Here is a 21,376-nt window from a genome sequence, read left to right on the forward strand (position 1 = left end):
CCACTCGCCGGTCCGGTTCAGCCAGCGAGAGGCGAACCACTCGTCGCTGCGCCGGCCGAGCAGCAACGCCTCGGAGCGCAGCGCCTCGTCCGTCTCGTACTCGGCCCACGCCGCGCGATCCGCACCGGTGAACTGGTCGAACCAGCCGCCGTGCTTGAACCCCTCCTGACCGTCCGGGTCCTGGACGACCCCGTCCAGCGAGACGTTCGTCGAGATCACGATCTTTCCCATTGCAGTTCTCCTTGGCTTGGCTTGGCTTGTACCTGCTGGTTGGACACCGAACCGACCGGAAACTGAGCGCTGCCTAGCGTCCAGGAAGTGCCAGGGGCAGACCGAAGGCCTCGAACACGGTGCTCTCGAAGCGGGTCATCGCACAGATCCGGTCGCCGGCGACAGCCACCACGAACAGGCTGGTTCCACGGCGTACACCGTCGGCGCCCAGGACGTACGCGCCGAAGGCAGGCTGCCCGTTGGCGCGCGTGGGCACGAGGCTGTAGGCCCGGCCGAACCTCGTGACGATCGCATCCTCCTGCGGCGAACCGGCCGCGGGTGGCCGGTCCTGCCGTCGCCAGTCGGTTCGCTGTCGCTCCAGGGTCGATCGCGCGCGCTTGAGCGCGCTGTTGACCGACGGCACGGTGGCCAGCAAGCCGCACCCGCCGATCATGGTCGGCGGTGGTGGCGAGGAGAAGATGCTGCGCCTCGTCGCCAAATACGCACAGGCATGCAACGTCTTCAACACCCCCGATCTCGAGCAAAAACTCGACGTCCTCAAACAGCACTGCGAGAACGAGGGCCGCGACTACGACGACATCACCAAGACCGTCTACCACCTGATCGACACCGGGGAGAACGGCGAGAAGACCGGCGAACTGATCGACGAACTCGGCCGCCTCCACAGCCTCGGCTTCAGCGCAGCCATCGGCATGGTCCCCCAGGTCCCACGCCTCGACGTACTGGAGCGCATCGGATCCGACGTCATCCCAGTCGCAGCAGCCTTCTGACTGCCCACTCCATGCCCCTTGACCACCTCGGATAACCAGGCAAGGCACCTCTTTACGCACCTCAATCAGCGCGAAAGGATGGTGAGCGACGAGAACCGACGGACACGAGACCAGCCCCGAATCTCTTGCCAGTAAGAGTTTTCGCTCATAATCGACAAACGATGATCGGCCTCAGTTGGAATTCAGCGGGTTCGGGGTTCGAGTTCCCTGGCGGCGCACCAAAGGCCCAGGTCATGACGGTGACCTGGGTTTCTTCATGTCCGAAGGTCACCTTTTACTCGACCTTTTCAGCCACACATCTCCCCCGCTGACCTGGCCCTGGCCTTCAGATGATCGTGACTGTGCGTCACATCACACCGGTTGGAGGAGACACATGCCGAGGCCACCGCTGCCCATCGGAACCTGGGGAGATATCTCCACCAGGACCACGAAGACCACCAAGAACGGCAAACCCCTCAAGCACCTGGCCCACGCAAAGTTCCGCGACCGCGACGGCAAAGTCCGAGCCGTCACCGCCACCGGAACAACCAAGACTGAACCGCCCCGGGTCGGCTCAAACTAAGGGCGTCCACTCTCTCGCGCACCTATGATGGGGGTCTCTGTGGTGCACGAGGTGTGAGGGGAAGCAGATGGCCGGGCCGGTGGGCATTCGTGAGGTGGCTGCTCGCGCGATGGTGTCCGTCGGTACGGTTTCGCACGTCCTCAACCGGCCCGAGCTGGTCTCGACCGCCACTCTGAAACGGGTGCTCGCCACGATGGACGAGCTCGGCTTCGTGCGCAACGACCTCGCCAGGCAGCTCAAGATGGGCGGCGGTACGACGCTCGGCATGATCGTGCTGAACGTGGCCAATCCGTTCTTCGGTGGTCTGGCGCACGCCTGCGAGGCCGCGGCGGAAGCTCTCGGGCACACCGTGATCTTCGGCAGCAGCGATCAGCTGGACGGACGCGAGGACCGCTACATCGACCTCTTCGAGGAGCAACGCGTCCGGGGCATGATCATCGCGCCACTGGACGGCCAGACCGCGCGGATCGAACGCGTCATCCGGCGCGGGATGCCTGTCGTGCTCTTCGACATTCATGCCAACGAGGGAGACTTCTGCTCCGTCGCACTCGACGGCAACGCCGGCGGCTATCTCGCTGTACGTCATCTGCTGGACGCCGGGCGGCGGCGGATCGCCTTTCTCGGTGGTCCGCTCCATCAGGTCGACGACCGGTGGAAGGGCGCGCTGCGTGCTGTCGCGGAGATCGACGGCGCGAGCCTCACCCACATCGACACACTCGACCAGACCATCTCCGACGGCAGAGCGATCGGCGACCAACTGGCCGTGCTGCCTGCCGGCTCTCGGCCCGACGCGGTCTTCGCGGCGAACGACCTGCTGGCCCTCGGCCTCATGCAGTCGCTCGTGATCGCCGACGACATCGACGTCCCGCGCGACATCTCCATCGTGGGCTACGACGACATCGACTACGCGGCCTCCGCCATCGTGCCGCTGACCACTGTCCGGCAGCCGCAGGACGCGCTGGCCGAGGAGGCGGTTCGCCTGGTTCTCGACCACGCCTTCAAGGGCGAGGCGCACGTCCATGAGCACCTGCTGCTGCCCCCTGAACTCGTCGTTCGAGCCAGTACGACGTCGGCCTGAGTCACCAGGTTCGGCGGACGGTGCTGTAGCCGACGTCCCCGAGGTGGAACGCCAGGGGCACGTCGTCGTCCGCGGATGGCGGCGAGTCCGCCGCTGGCGCCCGAACGCGTACGCCGACCTCGACCGACTCGATCGCGGTCCGCGTGGCCAGAGCCGAGACGTCGACACTCACCCGGTTCCAGCCGGCGGGCCAGATCGTGCCGGTGCCCTCACTCGTGCTGCCGTCGGCACCGCGAACGACGAGGAACGGCTCCAGTGGCCGTTGCGGATTCTCCACACACAGGTCGAGCATCGCGTAGACGAACTTCGCACCGGACCGATCGGTGCCTGTAGCAACGACGGGAAGGCGTACCGACAGCGCCGCGCCCTCTCCGGCAGCGGTGCGTTCGCCGCCACGCACGAGCGCCACGGGTCCGCCCGGCTGCTCGTGAGGCACGGGCATGCAGCACAGGCCGTCCGGCAGCACCACGATGGGTTCGCTGCCTTGTGCCGTGATGGTGTTCTCGGCCAGCGCCCGCTGGAGCCAATCGCGCTCGCCGACGACATCCGGGGAAGGCGACGGCCGGGACGGCGGCCGCCAGGGTTCTTCGGCCGAGTACGTCCTGCGGCGCCTCGTCGTACGAACCAGGGCGGTAGCGATCGTGCGTTGGTGCCACCCGGGACCGAGGATGTCATTGTCCCGTTCAGCGAGTCGAAGGACCGCCTCCGAGCCCACCGGAACCGTGAGCTCGAGGACTGTCTCCGCTCCGCTGACCCGGTATCGCAGCTCGAGAGTCCCCCGCACCGTCCGCGACCTCAGGGACAGCGAGTCGACACCGTCGACGAACTGGGGCGCAACCTCGAACCGTGACCAGCCGGCGGCGATCGGCCGTACGCCGGCGAGCCACTGCCAGGCCCAGCCCGCGAACGGTCCACCGAGGCCGATGTGATCGAGCGACCCGGTGCCGGTGTTCCGCGGATCGATCCACCAACACTCCCAGAACGTGCCGGGGCCGTGGTCGAGCATCGCCCCGATTCCCGGCTCGGCGGGCTGGTGAAGGGCGTCGAAGATGGTCTGCGAGTGGCCGGTGCGCGCGAGTGCTCGGATCGTCGTCCTCGTCGCGGCGAAGCCCGAGGTCAGGCGATCGTTGCGAGCGCGTACGTCGTCAGCGATCCGCCCTGCCGCACGCTCTGCCTCGGCGCCGGTGAGAGCGCCAGATTCCACGGCGATGGCGTTCGCCGCCTGGGTGCCGTTGCCGAACACGTCGCGTTCGTCGTCGTAGTACGCCGTACGCAACGCTGTCCGCAGTACGTCGGCCTGAGTACGTCGTTCCGCGGCGGCGTTCGGACTGCCGGTGGCGTCTTCGAGCGTCGCGAGTGACTCCAGGCTGTCGATGGTCGCGGCCGTGTGGTGCAGGGGCGGCGGTGTCTGCTCGAGGGCAAGCCAATCCGATCCGTAGCTGATCGGAGCGTTGCCGACGACGCCGCCCGCGGTCCGAAGCGTGAGTTGGTAGTCCGCCCAGCGCCGTAGAGCCGGGAGTGTCTCCCGCACGACCCGTTCGTCACCGTAGTGCAGCCAATGGCCGAGGAGCACCCGCTGCAGCGCGGCGCCCCAGACAGGGTCGGGGCTGATCCGGTCGGCCCGGATGTCGGGCGAGATGGCCGGGATGCTGCCATCAGCTTGCTGGCTCGTACGCAGGTCAGCGAGCCACTTCGAGAAGAAGGTCTGCAGGTCGAAGGCCGAGAACTCGAACTCGGTGACCGACGCGGTGTCCCCCGTCCATCCCGCCTGCTCGCGGGTCGGACAGTCCTCCGGGATCCCGTGCACGTTGTTCAGCAACGTACGCCGTGCCGCCCGGACGAGGGCGTTGACCTGCGAGTCGTCGGTCTCGAGTTCGCTCACACTCACCAGATCGGAGTGCAGGCTCCAGGCCTCCACCGTCACGTCGGCGTCGGCCGGAAGCCCGAGGACCTCGAAGTACCGGAATCCGTGGTAGGCGAACCAGGGCTCGAGGACCTCGTGCACGTCTCCCTCGATAACGTACTCGACGGCCTGACGTACCCGTCCGTGGTCGAACGGCATCGTGAGATTGGTGGTGTCGAGCCTGCCGGCCTGGTCGAGGTGTTCGCCGTGGACGACTCGTACGACGGTGCCGGCGGGAACCGGCGACGCCACCGTGAGCCGGGTGCGACCCGCGATGTTGGTCCCGACGTCGTACACCCGGCTGGCGGTGGACCGGCTGAGCTCGGTCACCTCATGCCGTGCGACGCGGTGCAGCGCCGGTGAAGGGTCTGGTGCGATCGCGGTCGGCGGCGTCGCGAAGGAGACCGGGTCGACCTCAGGCGTGAGTACGCGCAACGCATCAGAGGCGCCGAAGACCCCCGCGTCGTCGATCCGTTCGTGGCGCTCGAGGTAGAAGGGCTCTTCTCGGGTGACCTCGGCGCCTGCGGTCTCCATCTCTGCGCCGGTACCCGCGCGGACGATCGTGCCGTCGGCGGCGTGTGCGACCAGTTCGGCCAGCAGGCGCGGGTCCTCGCCGGAACGTTCCCAGTCCCCCAGACCGAGCGCGAACTCGATGGTGTTCTCCCCGACGGTGAGGAGGTCGGTGACGTCATAGGTGCGATACAACGCTCGAGTCGGGTCGGTGCGCGACGGATCGGAGGCATCGGCGTTGACGGCCACTCCGTTGACGGATGCCCGCACCAGGCCCTGAGCGGTGAGGTGAAGTCGGGCCCGTTCCGTCGGCTGCTCGAGAAGCACCCTCCGCCGCAGAACCGTGAGTGCGGGCTGAGCAACCCAGTCGGCGGACCAGTCGTCGTACTGCCACGGTCCGGTTTCGCAGCTCGCCGGAGCTGCCCACTGCGACCACTCGCCGGCTTCGTCACGAGTTCGAACAGTCCACGAGTACAGGCAGTCCGCCGCGAGGTCGGTGCCGAGTTCAGCGAAAGGGTCACCAGCCCCGACCTCGCCACTGTCGAAGACGAGCGAGGTGTCACCACGGCGAGGATCCGACGTTCCCGGACTCACGCGCAGCCTGAAGGCGGTTTGGCGCTGGCCGTTGCGCTCGAGCGGCACGACCCACGAGAGCCGGGGCCGGCGTTCGGAGGCGAGCGCGACGAAGCGGTCGTCCGCTCTGATCGCGGACCCGCCGGGAGCTGGCTGCGCGGCGGCGCAACGCCCGTCCACGCGCAGCGTTGTCGGTGTCGGACTCGTCACTGTGGGACCCTTCGCTGTTGATCAGCCGCAGCCTGGACCAGAACTGTCGCAGCCAGGTCCCCGGTCGGTTTCGCGGTCGTCCAGCGACTCACGGCACGCACTCTTGACACCGTGACGCAACCCACACATCATAGCTTGAAAGCTTTCATCTGAAAGGTTTCAACGCCCGATAGACGCGCTCAGACGCAGTCGGAGCACTCGCTCGCCGAGGACTGGGTTCGGCCTTCGTTCGGCATTCACAGCAAGGAAGGAAGGCTGACATGACGTCACGCACAGCGCGCCGCCGTGTGCTCGTCGCCGCCTCGGCAGCGATGGTTGCCGTGCTCGCGGCGTGCGGCGGGAACGCCGGCTCCAGTTCCGGAGACGCCGGCAAGGTCGACGGAAGTTCCATCGTCCTGACCACCATCACCGCGCTCGAACCGCAGTTCAAGAAGTACGCCGAGGCGTACACCAAGCAGTTCCCCGACCGCAAGGTCGAGGTCCGCAGTACGACGGACAAGGCCGACGAGTACGCGCAGCAACTGGCGACTGCGCGTCTGAGCGGTGAACTGCCGGACGTCTTCTTCAACGTGGACTTCCTGGCAGACACGCTGGCGACCAACAACGTCACCCTGGACCTGTCTCCGGGGCTGAAGGAAGGCAAGCTCAGCGGCCTCACCGCGGACTCGTTCCTTCCGCAGTTCGTCGGCCAGTACCGGCCGCTCGCGAAGCCGGAGCAGATCACCGGCCTGCCGGTGAGTGCCGACTCGGTGGGGCTGTTCTACAACAAGTCCCTGTTCGACCAGCTCGGGGTCAAGGAGTACCCGAAGGCCGACTGGACCTGGGAGGACATGCTGCGGGTCGGGAAGGAGCTCCAGGCCAAGGGCGGCGGCCGCATCACGGGCCTGGCCGCTCCGCTCGGTGACGGCAGCGCGCAGATCGTCTACGGCCCTGTCATCAAGGCATTCGGCGGCTCGGTCTACGACGCGAAGACCGGCAAGTCCGGCATCGGTCAGCCGGAAGCCATCAAGGCATGGAAGCTCATGCTCAGCGCTTACGGAACCGCCTCCGGCGCCTACACCACGACGACGGACGACCCGAAGCTCAGCTTCGGCTCGGGCAAGGTCGCGATGGCCATCGCCTCGCGCGGCTCGGTTCCGCAGGTCAAGACGGCGCTCGTCAACGCGAAGTGGGATGTGCAGGTCCTCCCGACGATCGAGGGCAAGTCGACCGCCGGCGGCGGATCGTACGGACTGTCGATCGCGCAGACCAGCAAGAACCAGGATGCCGCGTGGGCGTTCCTGAGCTGGTTCTACGACACCAAGACCGGCATGAAGGTCGCCCAGGACGTCGGCGGCGTCATTCCGCCGACCGACGACGGCATCGACAACGGCACCTGGAAGGACGGCACCCCGCCGGACAACATCGCCATCTTCGGTCAGTCGGCACGGAGCGCGGTCCTGCTCACCGCCATGCCGGGCTCGACATCGACCGTCATGGCCGACGCCACGAAGAAGGCGACCCAGGAGGTCCTGTTGAAGCATCGCTCGGTCGAGGAAGCCTTCGCCGAAGCGGAGAAGACCGTCAACGCGGCGATCGCGAAGCAGGCCAAGTAACTGACGGATGACCCGGGCCGCCCCACCCGGGTCTCCCTAGCATCGGAGATCGTAGTGTCGACCCCAGCCCTGGATACCCAACCGCTTCGGCAGGACGAGGAGAAACGCCCCCCGGACCTCAGTTACGGCTACCGGCGCGGCAGACGCATCGACGCGCTCACCGCCGTCGCGTTCCTCACGCCGGGCATGCTGGCTTTCGCGCTCTTCGTGATCCTCCCTGCCGTGGGCGGCCTGGTGCTGACCTTCTTCCAGTGGGATCTGTTCGACACACCGCGATGGGTCGGGCTCGACAACGTCATCCGGCTGTTCGGTGACGCCGAGATGTGGCAGGCGCTCGGGGTCACCGCCCTGTTCGTCCTGATGGGCGTCCTGCCGACGATCCTGATCGGCTTCGTCCTGGCCGTACTGGTCAACACGAAGCTCCCGGGGATCGCGGCCGTCCGCGTCCTCTACTTCGCGCCGATGATCGCCTCGGCCGCGGTCTCCTCGCTGATCTGGGTCAACCTGTACAGCACGAACGGGCTGGTCAACCAGGCGCTGTCCTGGATCGGCGTCAACGGACCGAATTGGCTGTCCGACCTGACGTGGGCCCGCCCCGCCCTCGTCGTCATGATGATCTGGGGCGGCCTGCCGCTGGTCATCATCTTGTACCTCGCCGGGCTCCAGCGGGTGTCGGACGACATCTACGCCGCGGCGTCCCTCGACGGCGCGAGCAGGTGGCGGCAGGTCTGGTCGATGACGTGGCCGAACGTCTGGGGCACGACCGTTCTCATCGCCGTGCTCCAGGCCGTCAGCTTCGTGAGCGGTTCGTTCGAGATCGCGCTGATCATGACCGACGGTGGCCCGCTCGGCTCCACGCAGTCGATCGCGCTCTACTCGTACAAGGTCGCCTTCGGCCAGCGCGACATCGGCTACGCCAGCGCCCTGTCGCTGTTCCAACTCGTCCTGATGATCGCCATCGTGGTTCTCGTGCGTGGGATCGTGCGATTCCGGAAGGAGCGCAGCTGATGCGCACGCCTCGTTCTCACAGCGTCCTTCGTTACCTGGCGATCGTCTTCGCCGGCGTGGTGATGGCCACCCCGCTGCTGTTCATGGTCTCCGGCTCGCTCAAGTCCGCCGCGGAGATCAACGCCTTCCCGCCGCCGCTGCTGCCCGAGACTCCGATCTGGCAGAACTTCGTCGAGGCCTGGAACTACCTGACGCCCCGGGTGATCGTCAACACCTTCATCTTCAGCCTGGGCATCGTGGGTCTGCAGCTCGTGCTCTCGCTCCCCGCCGCCTTCGCCCTCGCGAAGATCCCGTTCAAGTGGGCGGCAGCGGTGGTCGCGACGCTCGTCGTACCGTTGTTCATCCCGGGCAACCTCACGCTGATCCCCCTGTTCGTCGTCACGTTCCAGCTGGGGTGGCTCAACACCTATGCCGGCCTCATCATCCCGATGGCCGCCCAGTGTGCGTTCGCGATCCTGATGTTCCGGGAGTTCTTCGCGGGTCTGCCGGTCGGTCTCATCGAGGCGGCGCGGATCGACGGGGCGAGCTGGGGGCGGGTGCTGACCGCCATCGGCATTCCGCTGGCCAAGCCCGCGCTCGCCACCTTCTGCTCGATCAGCTTCCTGACCGCGTGGAACATGTACATCTGGCCGCAGGTCATCGCCCCGAACCCGGCCAACCGGGTGATCAACGTCGCGCTCGCGCCACTGGCCGGCGGCGAGAACTCGATGATCTCCCCGTCCGTCGGTCTCGCCGGAGCGGTGATCGCCATGCTGCCGGTGCTGATCGTCTTCATCGTGTTCCAGAAGTGGTACCTCAAGGGCATCGTCGGAACGGGCCTCGAGTGAGCCCTCGGCCTGGAGATGAGTCTGGTACGACCGAGGCGCCTACGGGATCGTGGACGGGTGGTTGCCGGGTTCATCCACCTCGGTGGAAGTTGGCCACGGCAACCACCCGTTCAGCTCGGTCCTAGAGCTCGTCTGAACCGATCCGCACCGTCTTGCCCGACTTGTACCGGCGCTTGACCGCCATGCCCTTGCCTGTCACGGTGACTGTGTCGCGCGTGACCTGCACGTCGAGCTGCCGTCCGCGCCAGTGGAGGTTGCGGACGCCGGCGTCGGACAGGGCCGAGGGCAGGTTCGGAGTGATGACGAGGGCCTCCGGCTCGGCTTCGACCCCGACGAAGGCGTACAGGAAGCTGGCCGGCGCCAGTCCGCTCTCGGGGAACGGGATATCCGTTCCGACCGAGTGTGCTCCGCCCGGCGCGTCGACCGTTCCCTCGCCGCGGTACAGCGGTGCACCGCCGCAGATGTGGTCGGGTTCGCTCCACCGATCGAGTATGGCCGTCATCCGGGCCCACGCGTCATCGGCGGATCGGTAGCGGGCGCGCGCCATCACGTCGAATCCCGAGGTGTAGAGGATGGCTCCGCCGTCCTGCACCTCTTCTCCCCAGGGCGTCGTGAGGTGGGTCAGGAAGAACCAGTAGCTGTTGCGGCGCGTCGTCGACCTCGGAGCGAAGACCCACTTCGAGTAGATGTCGGCGGGCCCCTCGACGTACTCGCCGAGTGCCACCACGTACCTGTTCGACGCATCGGTCGCGGGTTTCCCGTCGGCGTACGCCCTCGCACCGGGCACGCTCTTTGCCGTCGACCACCAGGCGAGCGTGCCGGTGACCTGGGAGACCTCCAGGTAGTACACACCCGGTGGCTGCTTCGGCAGGTCGAGGTGCGCCACCCGGCCGTCGAACCAGTCGCTGAACTTCCGTTCCGCGATCTTGACCGGCGCCTCCTCCGGCAGGCCACGGTAGAGCGTCATGGTGAACGCGGCGCCGCGCTCGGCGTAGGTGGCGAACCGCGCCGCGACGGTGACGAACTCGGCATCCGCCGTGAAGCTCTGCCCCAGCGTGTGGCCGACGGTGATCTTCGGAGCCAGGCCGCCCTCTTCGATCTGGACGACCGCTTCCTGCAGCTCGGTCCGGCCGTGGTCCAGCCACTCGAAGATCCGCGCTGCCTGGTCCTGGGTGGGGAGGCCGAACGACGCCGCCTCGAGATTGACGTAGGTCGAGCCGTAGTCGTGCGCGACGCCGTCGGCGTCGATGGACTGCACGTACCGGCCGGCCGTCCGGTTCCAGAACAGGCTGTTGTAGCGCTGACGCGTCAGCCGGCGCACGGTCCGCAGCTCGTTGGCTCTCGCCGCGCCTCCAACGTGCTCCTCGAGCTGGGCCATCGCCTCGAGCGCGCCGTAGAAGTAGGCGTTGAGGAAGGCGTCCTGATACCCGAACGACGTGACGTCCCAGTAGTTGGAGGGCAGACAGCCGTCCCGGCCGCTGTGGTCGGGCGAGTCGATCGTGACGATCCCACTCTTGCCGTCGAGCGAGTCGAGGTAGAAGTTCATCGCCTGCCGCACCCGCGGCAGCATCGTGGCGAGGAAGTCGGTGTCACCAGTCCACGAGTAGTACCGCCAGGCGCCGAGGATGTACATCGCGTTGGACGTGAAGTGCCGGGCGTCGAACTGCTTCGGATCGGGGAACGGCCACCCCGCCGAGTTCGGCCAGGACCAGACGTACCCGTTGGGCTCCAGCTTGGTGCTCAACAGGGAGTCGGCCTGTGCGCCGCGTCCCGCCGTCGCGGTCCAGTCCAGGACGCGCCCGTTCCAGTCGGCCCAGTCCATCGCGTGCCCACTGAAGCGGAAGCTGAACGCACGCTCCCAGTAGAAGGAGGACACCTGCGACGCCCTGCGCTGATCGGAGGCCGTGAACACGGGGAAGACCGCCGGCAGCGCGTCCGAATGCGGTTGAACCTCCACCGCGAGCGATCGCGAAACGGTCTGCGCCGCGTCCGCGATCCCGGAGTTGAGCGACATCACCATCGACTGGGCAGTCATAGTGCCGTCGAGGACAGGTTCGTCGCCGATGAACCGCAGGTCGTACGGGCCGTTGCCTCCGGCCGTGACCGCGTGCGATCCCGACACGGGGTTCGTCCAGGCGTCCCGGCGCTTCAGCTGCTCCGACGGCATGTAGATGCCCTGGTCGCCGTAGAAGCGGTTGAACAGCACGCCGTCCGCCGCGGCGACGGAGTACCCGTCACGGCGCCACGAAGTGGTCAGCGTCAGGCCGGGATCGGCCCGTGCGTCGTTCTGCCACTTGATGTCGTACGCCATCGCCAGGTTCCGGCCGGACAGATCCAGCTTCCACGACGCGATGCCGTCGACGTCGAAGCCCGCCACCTCGATCGTCATCGTGCGATCCGTCTGCACCTGACGGTCCTGGTACGCCGAGCCGCCCACGCTGACCGTTGTCGCGCCGAGTTGGCTCCACCAGCCGGGGGTCCCCGCGGTGTGCGAGATCTCCAGGTAGTAGGACCCGGCGGGCTGATCCGGGACATCGAGGTAGGCCCATCCGTTGTCCTTCAGCGGGTTCACCTCGCGACTGGCGATCTCGGTGAGGCCGACCGCCGGAGTTCCCGCGAAGAGCGTCATTCGCAGCCCCGCGTTGTTGCTGCTCCAAGTGGGAAACTGGCCGCCGACGCGGGTGAACCGGTACATCGACGCAATGAATGACTGGCCGATCGTGTGACCGGCGTTGAGCGGGACGGGTGAGTTTGTCTGCGCCTGCTTGAGACTCTTTGCCGACGGCAACTGAATGCCCGCCAGGCTCAGCGACGTCCCGGTCGCCGTCCAGGTGACGTCCTTGTTGAACCCGGCGTCGAAGAAGTCGGTCGCGCCGAGGAACACCGAGCCGAACGACGTAGGTTGGTGCTGGCCGGAGCCCGTCGGATCGCAGGCGAACCGGGTCAGCTTTCCGTACGCGCCGGAAAGACTGATGAACCCGTTCTCGAGCTGGTAGGTCGCGGCCGTGGTCGCGGTGGCCTGGAGGGGTCGTGCCATCCCGCTCGCGGTCAGGAGCAGGCCACTGCCCGCCCCCTGGAGGAAGAGACGCCGACTCGGACGGAAGCGTTTGTTGCCCATGGCCATGGGGTCTCCAGTCGTTCGTTCGCGGAGTGATCGGTGGCAGGCCGAAAGCCACAATGACCGCGTCGGAAGGGGCGTCGGCACGCCAGCCACTGAGGTAATTGAAAGCTTTCAGGTAGAGTCACAGGCGAGCCTGACACTGTCAACCGCCTAGGCCCCGACTGTCCGACTGCGGTCAGAGGCAGGCAGATTCGTGGACCTCGTTGATAGGAAGACGTCATGATCACGCGCAGAACGTTCGTGTCCGGGTCTGCTGCCGCAGCCGCAACGGGCGTTGCCGCGTCCCAGACGTCACCCGCGGCATCGGCCGCCGCGCCGAACATTCCAATCGACAGGCAGGCAGTTGTGGCCCGACACCGGGTGGTGCGCGACGCGATCAACACGCACAGCCCCCTCCAGGTCGGCAACGGCCGGTTCGCGTTCGGGGTCGACGTCACCGGCCTGCAGACGTTCGTGCCGTTCAACACCATGTCGGAGTGGGGATGGCACAGTTTCCCGCTGCCACCCGGACAGCAGCCCTCGGACTTCCACGGCGAGGTCTGGGACACCCACGGCCGTGCGGTCGAGTACCCCATCCCGAACCCGACCCAACCTGAACTGTCCCGCTGGCTCTACGCCAACCCGGCACGCATCAACCTCGGCCGCATCGGTCTGGAACTCACCCTCCCTGACGGCCGCACCGCCGTCGCCGGCGACCTGACGGGCATCCGGCAGGAACTCGATCTGTGGACCGGCATCATCGACAGCCGCTTCGAGCTCGCCGGCCAACCGGTACATGTCCGCACCTGCTGCCACCCCGACCAGGACGCCGTCGCCGTGGAGATCGACTCGCCACTCGTCGCGGCCGACCGGCTGGCCGTCTTCCTCGACTTCCCGTACGCCGATCAGCAGGAGTTCGCCGAGCACGTCGGGACCTACGGCGAGCCGGACGCCCATCGGACGACGGCTACGACGCACCGCAACCGTGCCGACATCACCCACCGGATGGACTCCACCGAGTACCACGTCGAGGTCACCTGGCAGGGACGCGGCGTCTTCGCGAGCGAGGACACGAACGGCGGTGAGCTCGTCATCCGCACCGCCCAGTACGGCACCGACGGCCACTGGGCCGACGTCGCCGGCAAGCTCTCCGAGCTGGTCGTGGACGACTCGCTCACCGCGCTCGTCGACTACCGCCTCCTCGGCGACCCGGCTCCGGGCCAGGCCAAGCGCCTGGTCCTCGCCTACACCTACGGCGGCCGGGACTTCGAGATCGTTGTCCGCGACAACGAAACCCTCTCGATCGGTGCCGCGGCCGGCCGGCATCGCTACCGGCTCGCCGCGGCCGGCGGGACCGATCGGCTGCACTTCGTCTGCACGTTCGCGCCGGCTCCCGCGGCCCACTCTTCTTCGGCCCACTCTTCTTCGGCAGAGTCTCCTTCGCCACAGGCGTCGCCGGCCGCGACCTCGAGCGCGACCTTCGCGGCGAGCGTCCGCAGCTGGCGACAGTACTGGCTGTCCGGCGGCGCGGTCGACCTGTCCGAGAGCAAGGACCCGCGCTGGCGTGAGCTGGAGCGGCGGATCGTGCTCTCGCAGTACTTGCTGCGCGCCAACGAGGCAGGCTCACTCCCACCGCAGGAGTCCGGCCTCGTCAACAACGGCTGGCACGGCAAGTTCCACATGGAGATGTACTGGTGGCACGGCGCGCACTGGGCGCTGTGGAACCGCTGGCCGATCCTCGAGCGCAGCCTGCCCGTCTTCGACCGCTTCCACGACTCGTCGCGCGAACGCGCGCAGGAACAGGGCTTCCGGGGGGCGCGGTGGCCGAAGTGCACGACGGCCGACGGCAGCGAGGCGCCGCACGTCATCAATGCCCTGCTGACCTGGCAGCAGCCGCACCCGATCTTTCTCGCCGAGCTGGACTACCAGGCACATCCCACCAAGGCCACGCTGAGGAAGTGGCGGGACATCGTTGCCGACACCGCCGACTTCCTCGCCTCCTGGGCATTCTGGGACGACAGCACGAGCCGCTACGTGCTCGGCCCGCCGATACACCTCGTGTCGGAGAACACCGATCCCAAGACCACCCAGAACCCCACCTTCGAGCTCTCCTACTGGCGTTTCGGCCTCCGCGTCGCACAACAGTGGCGCGAACGTCTCGGTCTGCCCGGCGATCCCCAGTGGCAGCGCGTCCACGACGGGCTCGCGGCCCTGCCGGTCCAGGACGATTCCTACGTTCTGCACGAGGGCGTCGAGAACATGTGGACGGAGAAGAACTACGAGCACCCGGCGCTGATCGGTGCGTTCGGCTGGCTGCCGGGTGACGGCGTCGACATCCCCACGATGGACCGCACCGCCGACCGGGTCTTCACCGGCTGGAGGTTCTCCCGTACCTGGGGATGGGACTTCCCGATGCTGGCGATGTGCGCCGCGCGACTCGGGCGCTCGGACGACGCGGTGGACTTCCTGCTCCACCCGTCCGACGGCTTCCAGTTCGACGACGCCGGCCTCGCCACCGGCGGGCCGTTCCCCTACTTCCCGAGCAACGGCGCCTTGCTCTACGCCATCGCCTTCATGACCGCCGGCTGGCACGGCGCACCGGACCGCCCCGCCCCCGGATTCCCTGCCGACGAGCGCTGGCTGGTGCGTTCCGAGGGGCTGACCCCAGCCCTATGAGTCCAGCCGGCCGGAGGTCAGCGTCCCGAGCCGGGGAGCCCGCCTTGCAGGCCGGCGAGGAAGTACTTCGACAGGAACAGGAACAGCAACAGGAGAGGGATGCTGGCCAACGCGTAGCCGGCGAACAGCGGTCCGTACTCCGTGGCGTTCTGGGTCTGGAAGAACTGCAGGCCCGCCGACACGGTCCGCAGGTTGTTGTCGGCGATGGTGAGCAGCGGCCAGAAGAAGTCGTTCCACACCCCGATGACGGTGACCAGGGAGATCGTCCCGACCACCGGCAACGACAGCGGCAGCATGATCGACCAGAACATCCGGGGCCCCGACGCGCCGTCCACCCGGGCCGCGTCGAACAGCGCCTGCGGGATCTGCTCCACGAACGTCTTCATCAGCAGCGTTCCGAGGACCGCTCCGCCGGCGACATGGGGGATCACGAGCACCAGCCGGGTGTTCAGGATGCCGAGATCCCGCATCAGGACGAAGAGCGGGATCAGGCTGGAGATCCCGGGCACCATCAACAACAGCGCCACGAGGGCGAAGAGCGCTTTGCGGCCGAAGAACTCGTACCGGGCGAAGACGAACGCTGCCACCGTGCTCAGCAGCAGGGTTCCGGCGATCGCGGCCGCGGCGACGAGCAGTGAGGTGACGAAGTAGGGCTGGATCTGTTGCCAGGCGGTGCTGTAGTTCTCCAGTTGCAGCGGCAGCGTCGGCCGCCAGAAGGTGTCGTAGTACTGCTGGTTGGTCTTCAAGGACGTCATCAGCATGAACAGGAACGGGAACAACCCGATGAAGGCGATCAAGCTGAGGGCCAGAACCACCAGGGGCTGACCACTGCGCCGCCGTCCGCCGCTCGCGGTCTCAGAGCGACTTGACATCTGCTTTGTCCCCTCGCTTGATGAAGACCACGACGATGCTCAGTACGACGGTGATCAGGAACAACGCGGTCGACAGCGTCGCCGCGTAGCCCCATTGGCTGCCTTGGAACGCGACACCGAGCATCCGCAGGACGGGCACCTGGGTGGCGTTGTCCGGTCCCCCGCCGGTCAGCAGGTAGGCAGCGAAGCCGTACTGGAGAACGCCGATGGTCGCCAGGAAGACGAGCAGCTTGACCTGCGACGCCATCAGCGGAAGGTCGACGCTCCAGAAGCGGCGCAGCCTGTTCGCGCCGTCCAGCGACGCCGCCTCGAAGACCTCCTTGGGAATGCCCTGCAACGTCGCCAGGAAGATCAGGAAGGGCAGCCCGGCCACGAACGGGAATCCGATGAACAACAAGGCGAGCAGCGCGGTGTTCGGGTCACCGGTCCAGTTGTGAGCCAGGGAGTCGAGCCCGACCGATTGCAGGGCGCGGTTGATCACGCCGTTGTTCGGGTCGTACATCGCCGACCACAGCAGCACGGTGACCACGCCAGGGAAGGCCATCGGCGCGATCAGCGCGGTCCGGAAGAAGAACTGCAACCGTTCGCTGCGCAGCGAGATGACCAGCTCGGCGGCCAGCAACGGCAGCGCCCACGCGACGGTGACCTGGAAGACGAAGATGTAGCCCAGGTTGCGGAAGGACTGCCACCACAGGTCGTCTTGCCACATCGCCAGGTAGTTGCCGAACCCGACCCACGGCGACTCGAACCCCGGTCGCCAGTCGGAGAAGGAGTGCCAGATGCCCGATGCGGCCGGGTAGTAAGAGAAGACACCGAGGACCGCGAACAACGGCAGCAAGGCCAGGTAGGCGGCCCACGGCACCCGCCGCCGACGACGCCGAGGCGAGGTCGGCGGCGCAGGGGACGCGGGGGTGGCCGTTTCCACAGTCGGTGCGGTCATCGGCATTACTTCTTCGCCCAGGGCTCGGACTGCCACTTGTTGTCGGTGACGGCCTGTTTCTGGGCCTTGGTCCACATGTCCTGCAGGTAGTCGAGCTCCTTGTCCAGCGACCGCGTACCGAGCAGCCAGCCGTCCCAGAGGCTGAGTTGTGTCACCCCCGGCGGCGGACCGGGCAAGCTGAAGGGAATCGCCTCACCCCACGATCCTTCCGCGAAGGCGCTGGTCTTGGCCGCGCCCTTCGCCCCCTCGACCGCCGGGATACCACCGGTCGCGGCGAGCCAGGGCTGGATCTTGTCCGGTGCACTGACGAACTGCAGGAACTTGACGGCGGCATCGAGCTTGGCGCCCCTCGTCGCGCTCGGGATCATGTAGCTTGTCCCGCCGGGGCTGGCGCCGAACCGCGCGGGCGCGTCGGTCGCCAACGGCGACGAGGCGGTGGTGATCTTCGGGAACGGCATGCTGCCGACCTCGAAGGGGACCTCGGACAGCGCGCTGACACCGAAGTTCACCCCCCAGGCCATCGCCGCCTTGCCTGCCGCGAAGTCCTTGAGCCCGATCACCGCCCCGTTGTCACCGGCGACGCCGGACCAGTTCTTGTCGACGCAGGCGTCCCACAACCGCTTGAGCAGGTTGAGCGACTCGGTCACCTCGGGCTTGCGGCTGTCGAAGGCGCCGGACAGGACCGCGCGGGCCACGCCCTTCTCGGTCACGGTCGGGGCCTTGCCCGCCGATCCGTCCGGCGCATAGACGTTGTACTCCTGGGCGTACTTGTCCAGCAACATCCCGCTGATGGTCCCCATCGTCCAGCCGGGGCCGAGATTGGACGCGTCCATCGCCAGTGGCGTGTAGCCGCCGGCCTTGAGTTTCCCGCAGCCCGCGATCAGGTCCTCGTAGTCCTTGAACGGCGCTTGTACGCCGGCCTTCTGGAACGCCTCGTTGTTGGTGAACAGGCCGATCCCCACCAGGTTGAACGGCACGAACTCGATGTTGCCGGCGGCATTGCGGCTGTTGCCGTTGCCGAATCCGTAGAACTTCTTGCGGAAGACGTCGATCCACTGTTTGTTGCCTTCGACGTACGGGTTGGGCTTCTTCAGGTAGTCGTCCAGCGCGACGACCATCTCCGGCTTGTGCGGCGCCTGGTTGAACACCAACTCGGAGGCGGTGCCGGCCGCCAGCTGGGTGGAGATGGTCTGACCGAAGCTGTTCAGCGGCAGGACGACGGTCTTGACCTTGATCTTGGGCTCCTTCGCCTCGAAGGCGGCCACGAGCTCCTCCCAGGGTTTGCCGAAGCTCGACCCCGAGCTGTTCCACTGGTTCGGTCCGGAGATGGTGATGGTGACCTCGTCACCCGACTCGCCGGATCCGCTCGAGCCGCCGCAGGCCGCGACCGTCGTCATCGCGACGACCAACCCGATGCCCAGTGCCGCGCCGCGACGCCTGGATGCTGAGGGAGTTGCTCTCATCGGTGTGCCTTTCGGGTGGGGCTTGATCAGTTGGTGAAATAGCCGAGATCGTCGACCTGGAACTTGGTGCTCCAGTTCGGGTAGTCGGTGCCGACGGCCGCGAAGGACACATGGACCGACGTCACGGACGCTCGGGACGCCCACTGGCTCACGTCGATCGAGAGCTTGTTCCAGGAGTCGGGCGAGAACCCGGTGTCCGTCGTCGTCTTCGTGGTGCCGTCCGCCGCGGTCAGCGTGAACGTCGCCACGTAGCCCGTGGCGCCGGGAGCTCCGCCGTACGAGTCCATCCACACGAACACCGTTGTGGCCTTGCTCAGGTCGAGTGGAGTGCTCGGTGTCACGCCGACAGTCCGGGTAGCCGTCGCCGGGGCGACCGCGGCCGTGGCTTCGAGCGCGCCGGATCCCCCGCGCGGAGCGCCTGGCCCGTTGGCGAACCCGGTCACCCGGGCGACGGAGTTGACCCCGGCGCCTGCCTTCCATCCCTGGACGTCGGTCTCGAAGTCGTAGACGACGTGCTCGGGCGGAGGCGGAACGGTCACCGGGACCTTCACGGTCTGGCCGCGAAGCTGCACGCAGGCCGTCGTGGGACTCCCTCGTACGGCGGCCACCTGAAAGGTCACCTTCGCCACACCGCCGAACGGCGTAGCGGGAACCGTCACGCCGTTCGGTTCCACGTCGAAGTCGCCACAGCCGTCCGGAATCTGCGCGGCACCCTGGAGCGTGTCCATGTCCAGGTTGGTGATGCCGACCGTCAGCTTCGAGCCGACCACCTCTGAGCTGTCCGTCGCGGCGGTCATCAGCACGTTGGGCGACTGAGAACGGCTGACCCCGTCGGACTGCGTCACGGAATCCAGCTCGAACGAGGTCTGCGGTTCGCTGGTCCCGGTCCCCCGAACGCGGACCTTGACCTTGGTCAGCGTGTCCGCCGCGACCGCGGCAGGCAGCTGCAGCGCTACCGCGTGGAACCTACCGTCGGCGGGGACGTGGGCATCCCCCTCGACGATCCGTCCGGACGACGTCGTGGCGGTGATCCGGGCGATCGTGTCCGGCCCCAGTCCCGTCGCGCTCGGGATCTTCACCGCCGCGTTCAGCCAGCCCCGCGCGCGGGGAGCATCGGTGGCGGTGAACCTCTTGACGACGCCGCGGAACTGCTTGGCGAAGGTCTTGGGCGCATCGGCGACCTGCAGGACACCGCCGGCCGCGGTCGCCGACGACACGTTGTCGGAAGGCAGCCATCCATCGGTGCCGGTGTCGAAGGAACCCAGCGGACGGGAGCCGGACGCCACCCCGTCGAGCCGGGTCCCGGCCGTAGTCGTGATCGGGCGCTGGTCGAGCGCCGCCGGATCGAAACCGTCGATCACATCGGCCCAGTCCTTGATGCCGATGATCGACTTGGCGAAGTCCGTCACCTCGAGCGAGCGCGCGGTGTCGATGTACTTGAAGACGTTGTAGCTGTACTTCTCGCGCAGTGGCGCGTTCGGGTTGTCGATCGAGAAGTCCACTGCCCACAGCCCGAGATTCAGTCCACCCTCCAGCTTGTGATCGACGTGGCGATGCAGGATGAAGCTGTCGATCGAGGGCAGAAAGCGGATCTTGTAGTAGGCGTAGGCGAAGCAGGCGGCTTGCAGCTTCTCCGCATCGAGGGTCAGGTTGCTGCCCGATCCAGGAGTGTGGCACCCCTGCTCGGAGAGAATGATGCGCCGCGGTTCGCCCTTGTAGAGGAGCTCTTGCGACGACAAGTACTGCGGCAGAACCTCGATGTTCTTGAACGTGATCATCTCGGTGTCGACCGAGTCCGTCGCCCTGGTGTCGTTCCAGAAGTCGGGTTTGAACAGATCCTGCGGATACGGGTGGTAAGCGAGGAACCAGGGGAAGTCGCCACCCTGTTTCGAGATCGCGTTCAGCCGGTCGATCACGTCTCTGGCCGGGTAGAAGCGTTGGGAGTTCCCGCCGGCCGGTACGGTCCAGTGCTGGGTGAGCGTGGTGTAGGTGCGTGCTTTGTCGTAGTACTTTCTCGAGGCCAGCGACATCACGCGCAGCGCGCGTGAGTAACCGTTCAGGAACTCGTCGATCGTCTTCTCGCCGGAGTTCGACCAGATCCACTGCGCGTCCACCTCGTTGCCGACGATGAAGCCGACGGCGCGGCCGAACTTCTGGTCCGGGCGTGCCCAGCGACTGGCGATGAACTCCATCGCGGCGGTCGTGTAGCGCATGCCTTCGTCCGTGACGGTGTTGAAGCCGTAGACCGGGCCCGCACCGGCCTCGCGCGACGCGTCCGGATGAATCAGGATGTTGGCCGCGCTGTTCGGCTCGTTGTCGTGCCGGTACAGCAACACGATCAGGTTCACCAAGGTGCCGTTGTCGGACACCGCCTTGATCTGCGTGTCGAGAGCGGCCACCGCCGCCGCGTCGAAGTAATAGTCGATCCCGCTGCTGGCGAACGTGATGTTCTGCTCGCTCGTCTGCTTGTTCAGCATGATCTTGGCGAGATCGAGGTTGATAGCCGCGTGCTGGACGCCCAAGCTCTCGGCGTCGTCCGACATCTGAACCTGCAGGCCCTTCTTGTCCAGTACCTGGGGGAAGGGCGCCGTGTTGGGTGCAGTGAACCGCAGGTCGTCCGCGAAGTGCGGAGCACCGACGGCAGCCCCGCCGACGGCGAGCGTGAACTGTCCGAACAGCTGGTCGGTCCCAGTGGCGTCGACCCGAGCGCCTTGCACCGAGAACGCACCGTCGGCGCCGGCGACGGCGCGTCCGAACGACTTCGCGTCCGCTGCGGTGGCCGACGACTGCGCACCGGAGACGAACACCTCGACGTCAGTGCCCGCCTGGGCCGCGTCGACGGAGCCGGAGACCGTGATCACGTCGTCCGCCACTGCGACCGAAGCGATCCCATGCTCGGCGGCCGCCGCCGTCGGATGATCGGTTCGCACCACCGAATCGGGCACCGACACAGCAACCTGCGCTGTCAGACCGCTCAGCAACAATGCGGCTGCCGTTGCGACCGCAACGACACCCCATCGGCGTCTTCTTCTGGCATGCATCGTGTTTCCTCCCAGGG

Annotated in this window: 13 protein-coding genes and 1 pseudogene; 6 read left to right on the top strand and 8 right to left on the bottom strand. The window is 67.0% G+C overall.

The window, feature by feature from the left end; genetic code table 11:
- Together ACLJOO_RS25800 and ACLJOO_RS25805 are read right to left on the bottom strand one after the other, a co-directional pair.
- A pseudogene (locus tag ACLJOO_RS25800) lies at nucleotides 1-231 on the bottom strand (deaminase); the annotation flags it as partial.
- Between the two features lie 73 nt (nucleotides 232-304).
- Entirely contained in the window at nucleotides 305-646 is a 342-nt protein-coding gene (locus ACLJOO_RS25805) for a hypothetical protein (RefSeq protein ID WP_410789966.1), read from the bottom strand.
- On the opposite strand from ACLJOO_RS25805, the gene ACLJOO_RS25810 reads away from it, so the two are divergent.
- On the top strand, nucleotides 636-1,001 hold the full coding sequence (locus ACLJOO_RS25810) for a hypothetical protein (RefSeq protein WP_410789967.1): 366 nt from the start codon (nucleotides 636-638) through the stop codon (nucleotides 999-1,001). The genes ACLJOO_RS25805 and ACLJOO_RS25810 overlap by 11 nt on opposite strands.
- A gap of 629 nt (nucleotides 1,002-1,630) precedes the next feature.
- Entirely contained in the window at nucleotides 1,631-2,641 is a 1,011-nt protein-coding gene (locus tag ACLJOO_RS25815) for a LacI family DNA-binding transcriptional regulator (RefSeq protein WP_410789968.1), read from the top strand.
- Nucleotide 2,642: 1 nt separating this feature from the next.
- Here ACLJOO_RS25815 and ACLJOO_RS25820 read toward each other — a convergent pair whose 3' ends face one another.
- Nucleotides 2,643-5,837, bottom strand: coding sequence for a family 78 glycoside hydrolase catalytic domain (locus tag ACLJOO_RS25820; protein ID WP_410789969.1), 3,195 nt, complete (start codon nucleotides 5,835-5,837; stop codon nucleotides 2,643-2,645).
- Between the two features lie 260 nt (nucleotides 5,838-6,097).
- On the opposite strand from ACLJOO_RS25820, the gene ACLJOO_RS25825 reads away from it, so the two are divergent.
- Genes ACLJOO_RS25825 through ACLJOO_RS25835 form a run of 3 tightly spaced genes read left to right on the top strand, consistent with a single transcriptional unit; the run spans nucleotide 6,098 to nucleotide 9,267 of the window.
- Complete coding sequence (locus ACLJOO_RS25825; protein WP_410789970.1) at nucleotides 6,098-7,432, top strand: ABC transporter substrate-binding protein; 1,335 nt, start codon at nucleotides 6,098-6,100, stop codon at nucleotides 7,430-7,432.
- Between the two features lie 54 nt (nucleotides 7,433-7,486).
- Entirely contained in the window at nucleotides 7,487-8,440 is a 954-nt protein-coding gene (locus ACLJOO_RS25830) for a carbohydrate ABC transporter permease (RefSeq protein ID WP_410789971.1), read from the top strand.
- Nucleotides 8,440-9,267: a carbohydrate ABC transporter permease gene (locus tag ACLJOO_RS25835; RefSeq protein WP_410789972.1), complete on the top strand. Its 828-nt coding sequence runs from the start codon at nucleotides 8,440-8,442 to the stop codon at nucleotides 9,265-9,267. Before ACLJOO_RS25830 ends, ACLJOO_RS25835 begins: the two co-directional genes overlap by 1 nt.
- Nucleotides 9,268-9,388: 121 nt before the next feature.
- Here ACLJOO_RS25835 and ACLJOO_RS25840 read toward each other — a convergent pair whose 3' ends face one another.
- On the bottom strand, nucleotides 9,389-12,304 hold the full coding sequence (locus ACLJOO_RS25840) for an MGH1-like glycoside hydrolase domain-containing protein (protein ID WP_410789973.1): 2,916 nt from the start codon (nucleotides 12,302-12,304) through the stop codon (nucleotides 9,389-9,391).
- 303 nt (nucleotides 12,305-12,607) lie between these two features.
- Between ACLJOO_RS25840 and ACLJOO_RS25845 the strand changes: the two genes are divergently transcribed.
- Complete coding sequence (locus ACLJOO_RS25845; RefSeq protein ID WP_410789974.1) at nucleotides 12,608-15,043, top strand: DNAJC11 domain-containing protein; 2,436 nt, start codon at nucleotides 12,608-12,610, stop codon at nucleotides 15,041-15,043.
- 17 nt (nucleotides 15,044-15,060) lie between these two features.
- On the opposite strand, the gene ACLJOO_RS25850 is transcribed toward ACLJOO_RS25845, so the two are convergent.
- From ACLJOO_RS25850 to ACLJOO_RS25865, 4 genes are read right to left on the bottom strand one after another with little or no spacing between them, the layout of a single operon-like run.
- The gene (locus ACLJOO_RS25850) at nucleotides 15,061-15,915 is read right to left on the bottom strand and encodes a carbohydrate ABC transporter permease (protein WP_410789975.1); all 855 of its coding nucleotides are present in this window, start codon (nucleotides 15,913-15,915) and stop codon (nucleotides 15,061-15,063) included.
- The gene (locus tag ACLJOO_RS25855) at nucleotides 15,899-16,855 is read right to left on the bottom strand and encodes a carbohydrate ABC transporter permease (RefSeq protein ID WP_410789976.1); all 957 of its coding nucleotides are present in this window, start codon (nucleotides 16,853-16,855) and stop codon (nucleotides 15,899-15,901) included. Before ACLJOO_RS25855 ends, ACLJOO_RS25850 begins: the two co-directional genes overlap by 17 nt.
- A 5-nt stretch (nucleotides 16,856-16,860) precedes the next feature.
- A complete protein-coding gene (locus ACLJOO_RS25860; RefSeq protein WP_410789977.1) occupies nucleotides 16,861-18,318 on the bottom strand; it encodes an ABC transporter substrate-binding protein in 1,458 nt (485 codons plus the stop codon).
- 26 nt (nucleotides 18,319-18,344) lie between these two features.
- Complete coding sequence (locus tag ACLJOO_RS25865; RefSeq protein WP_410789978.1) at nucleotides 18,345-21,248, bottom strand: DUF5722 domain-containing protein; 2,904 nt, start codon at nucleotides 21,246-21,248, stop codon at nucleotides 18,345-18,347.
- Between the last annotated feature and the right edge of the window lie 128 nt (nucleotides 21,249-21,376).

Origin of the sequence: Kribbella sp. C-35, assembly GCF_046549195.1 — a bacterium.
GTDB lineage: Bacteria > Actinomycetota > Actinomycetes > Propionibacteriales > Kribbellaceae > Kribbella.

Coding starts and splice junctions, on each gene's coding strand:
- ACLJOO_RS25835 (WP_410789972.1), top strand. CDS start 8,440: ATGCGCACGCCTCGTTCTCACAGCGTCCTTCGTTACCTGGCGATCGTC.
- ACLJOO_RS25860 (WP_410789977.1), bottom strand. CDS start 18,318: ATGAGAGCAACTCCCTCAGCATCCAGGCGTCGCGGCGCGGCACTGGGC.
- ACLJOO_RS25840 (WP_410789973.1), bottom strand. CDS start 12,304: ATGGCACGACCCCTCCAGGCCACCGCGACCACGGCCGCGACCTACCAG.
- ACLJOO_RS25855 (WP_410789976.1), bottom strand. CDS start 16,855: ATGACCGCACCGACTGTGGAAACGGCCACCCCCGCGTCCCCTGCGCCG.
- ACLJOO_RS25845 (WP_410789974.1), top strand. CDS start 12,608: ATGATCACGCGCAGAACGTTCGTGTCCGGGTCTGCTGCCGCAGCCGCA.
- ACLJOO_RS25825 (WP_410789970.1), top strand. CDS start 6,098: ATGACGTCACGCACAGCGCGCCGCCGTGTGCTCGTCGCCGCCTCGGCA.
- ACLJOO_RS25815 (WP_410789968.1), top strand. CDS start 1,631: ATGGCCGGGCCGGTGGGCATTCGTGAGGTGGCTGCTCGCGCGATGGTG.
- ACLJOO_RS25850 (WP_410789975.1), bottom strand. CDS start 15,915: ATGTCAAGTCGCTCTGAGACCGCGAGCGGCGGACGGCGGCGCAGTGGT.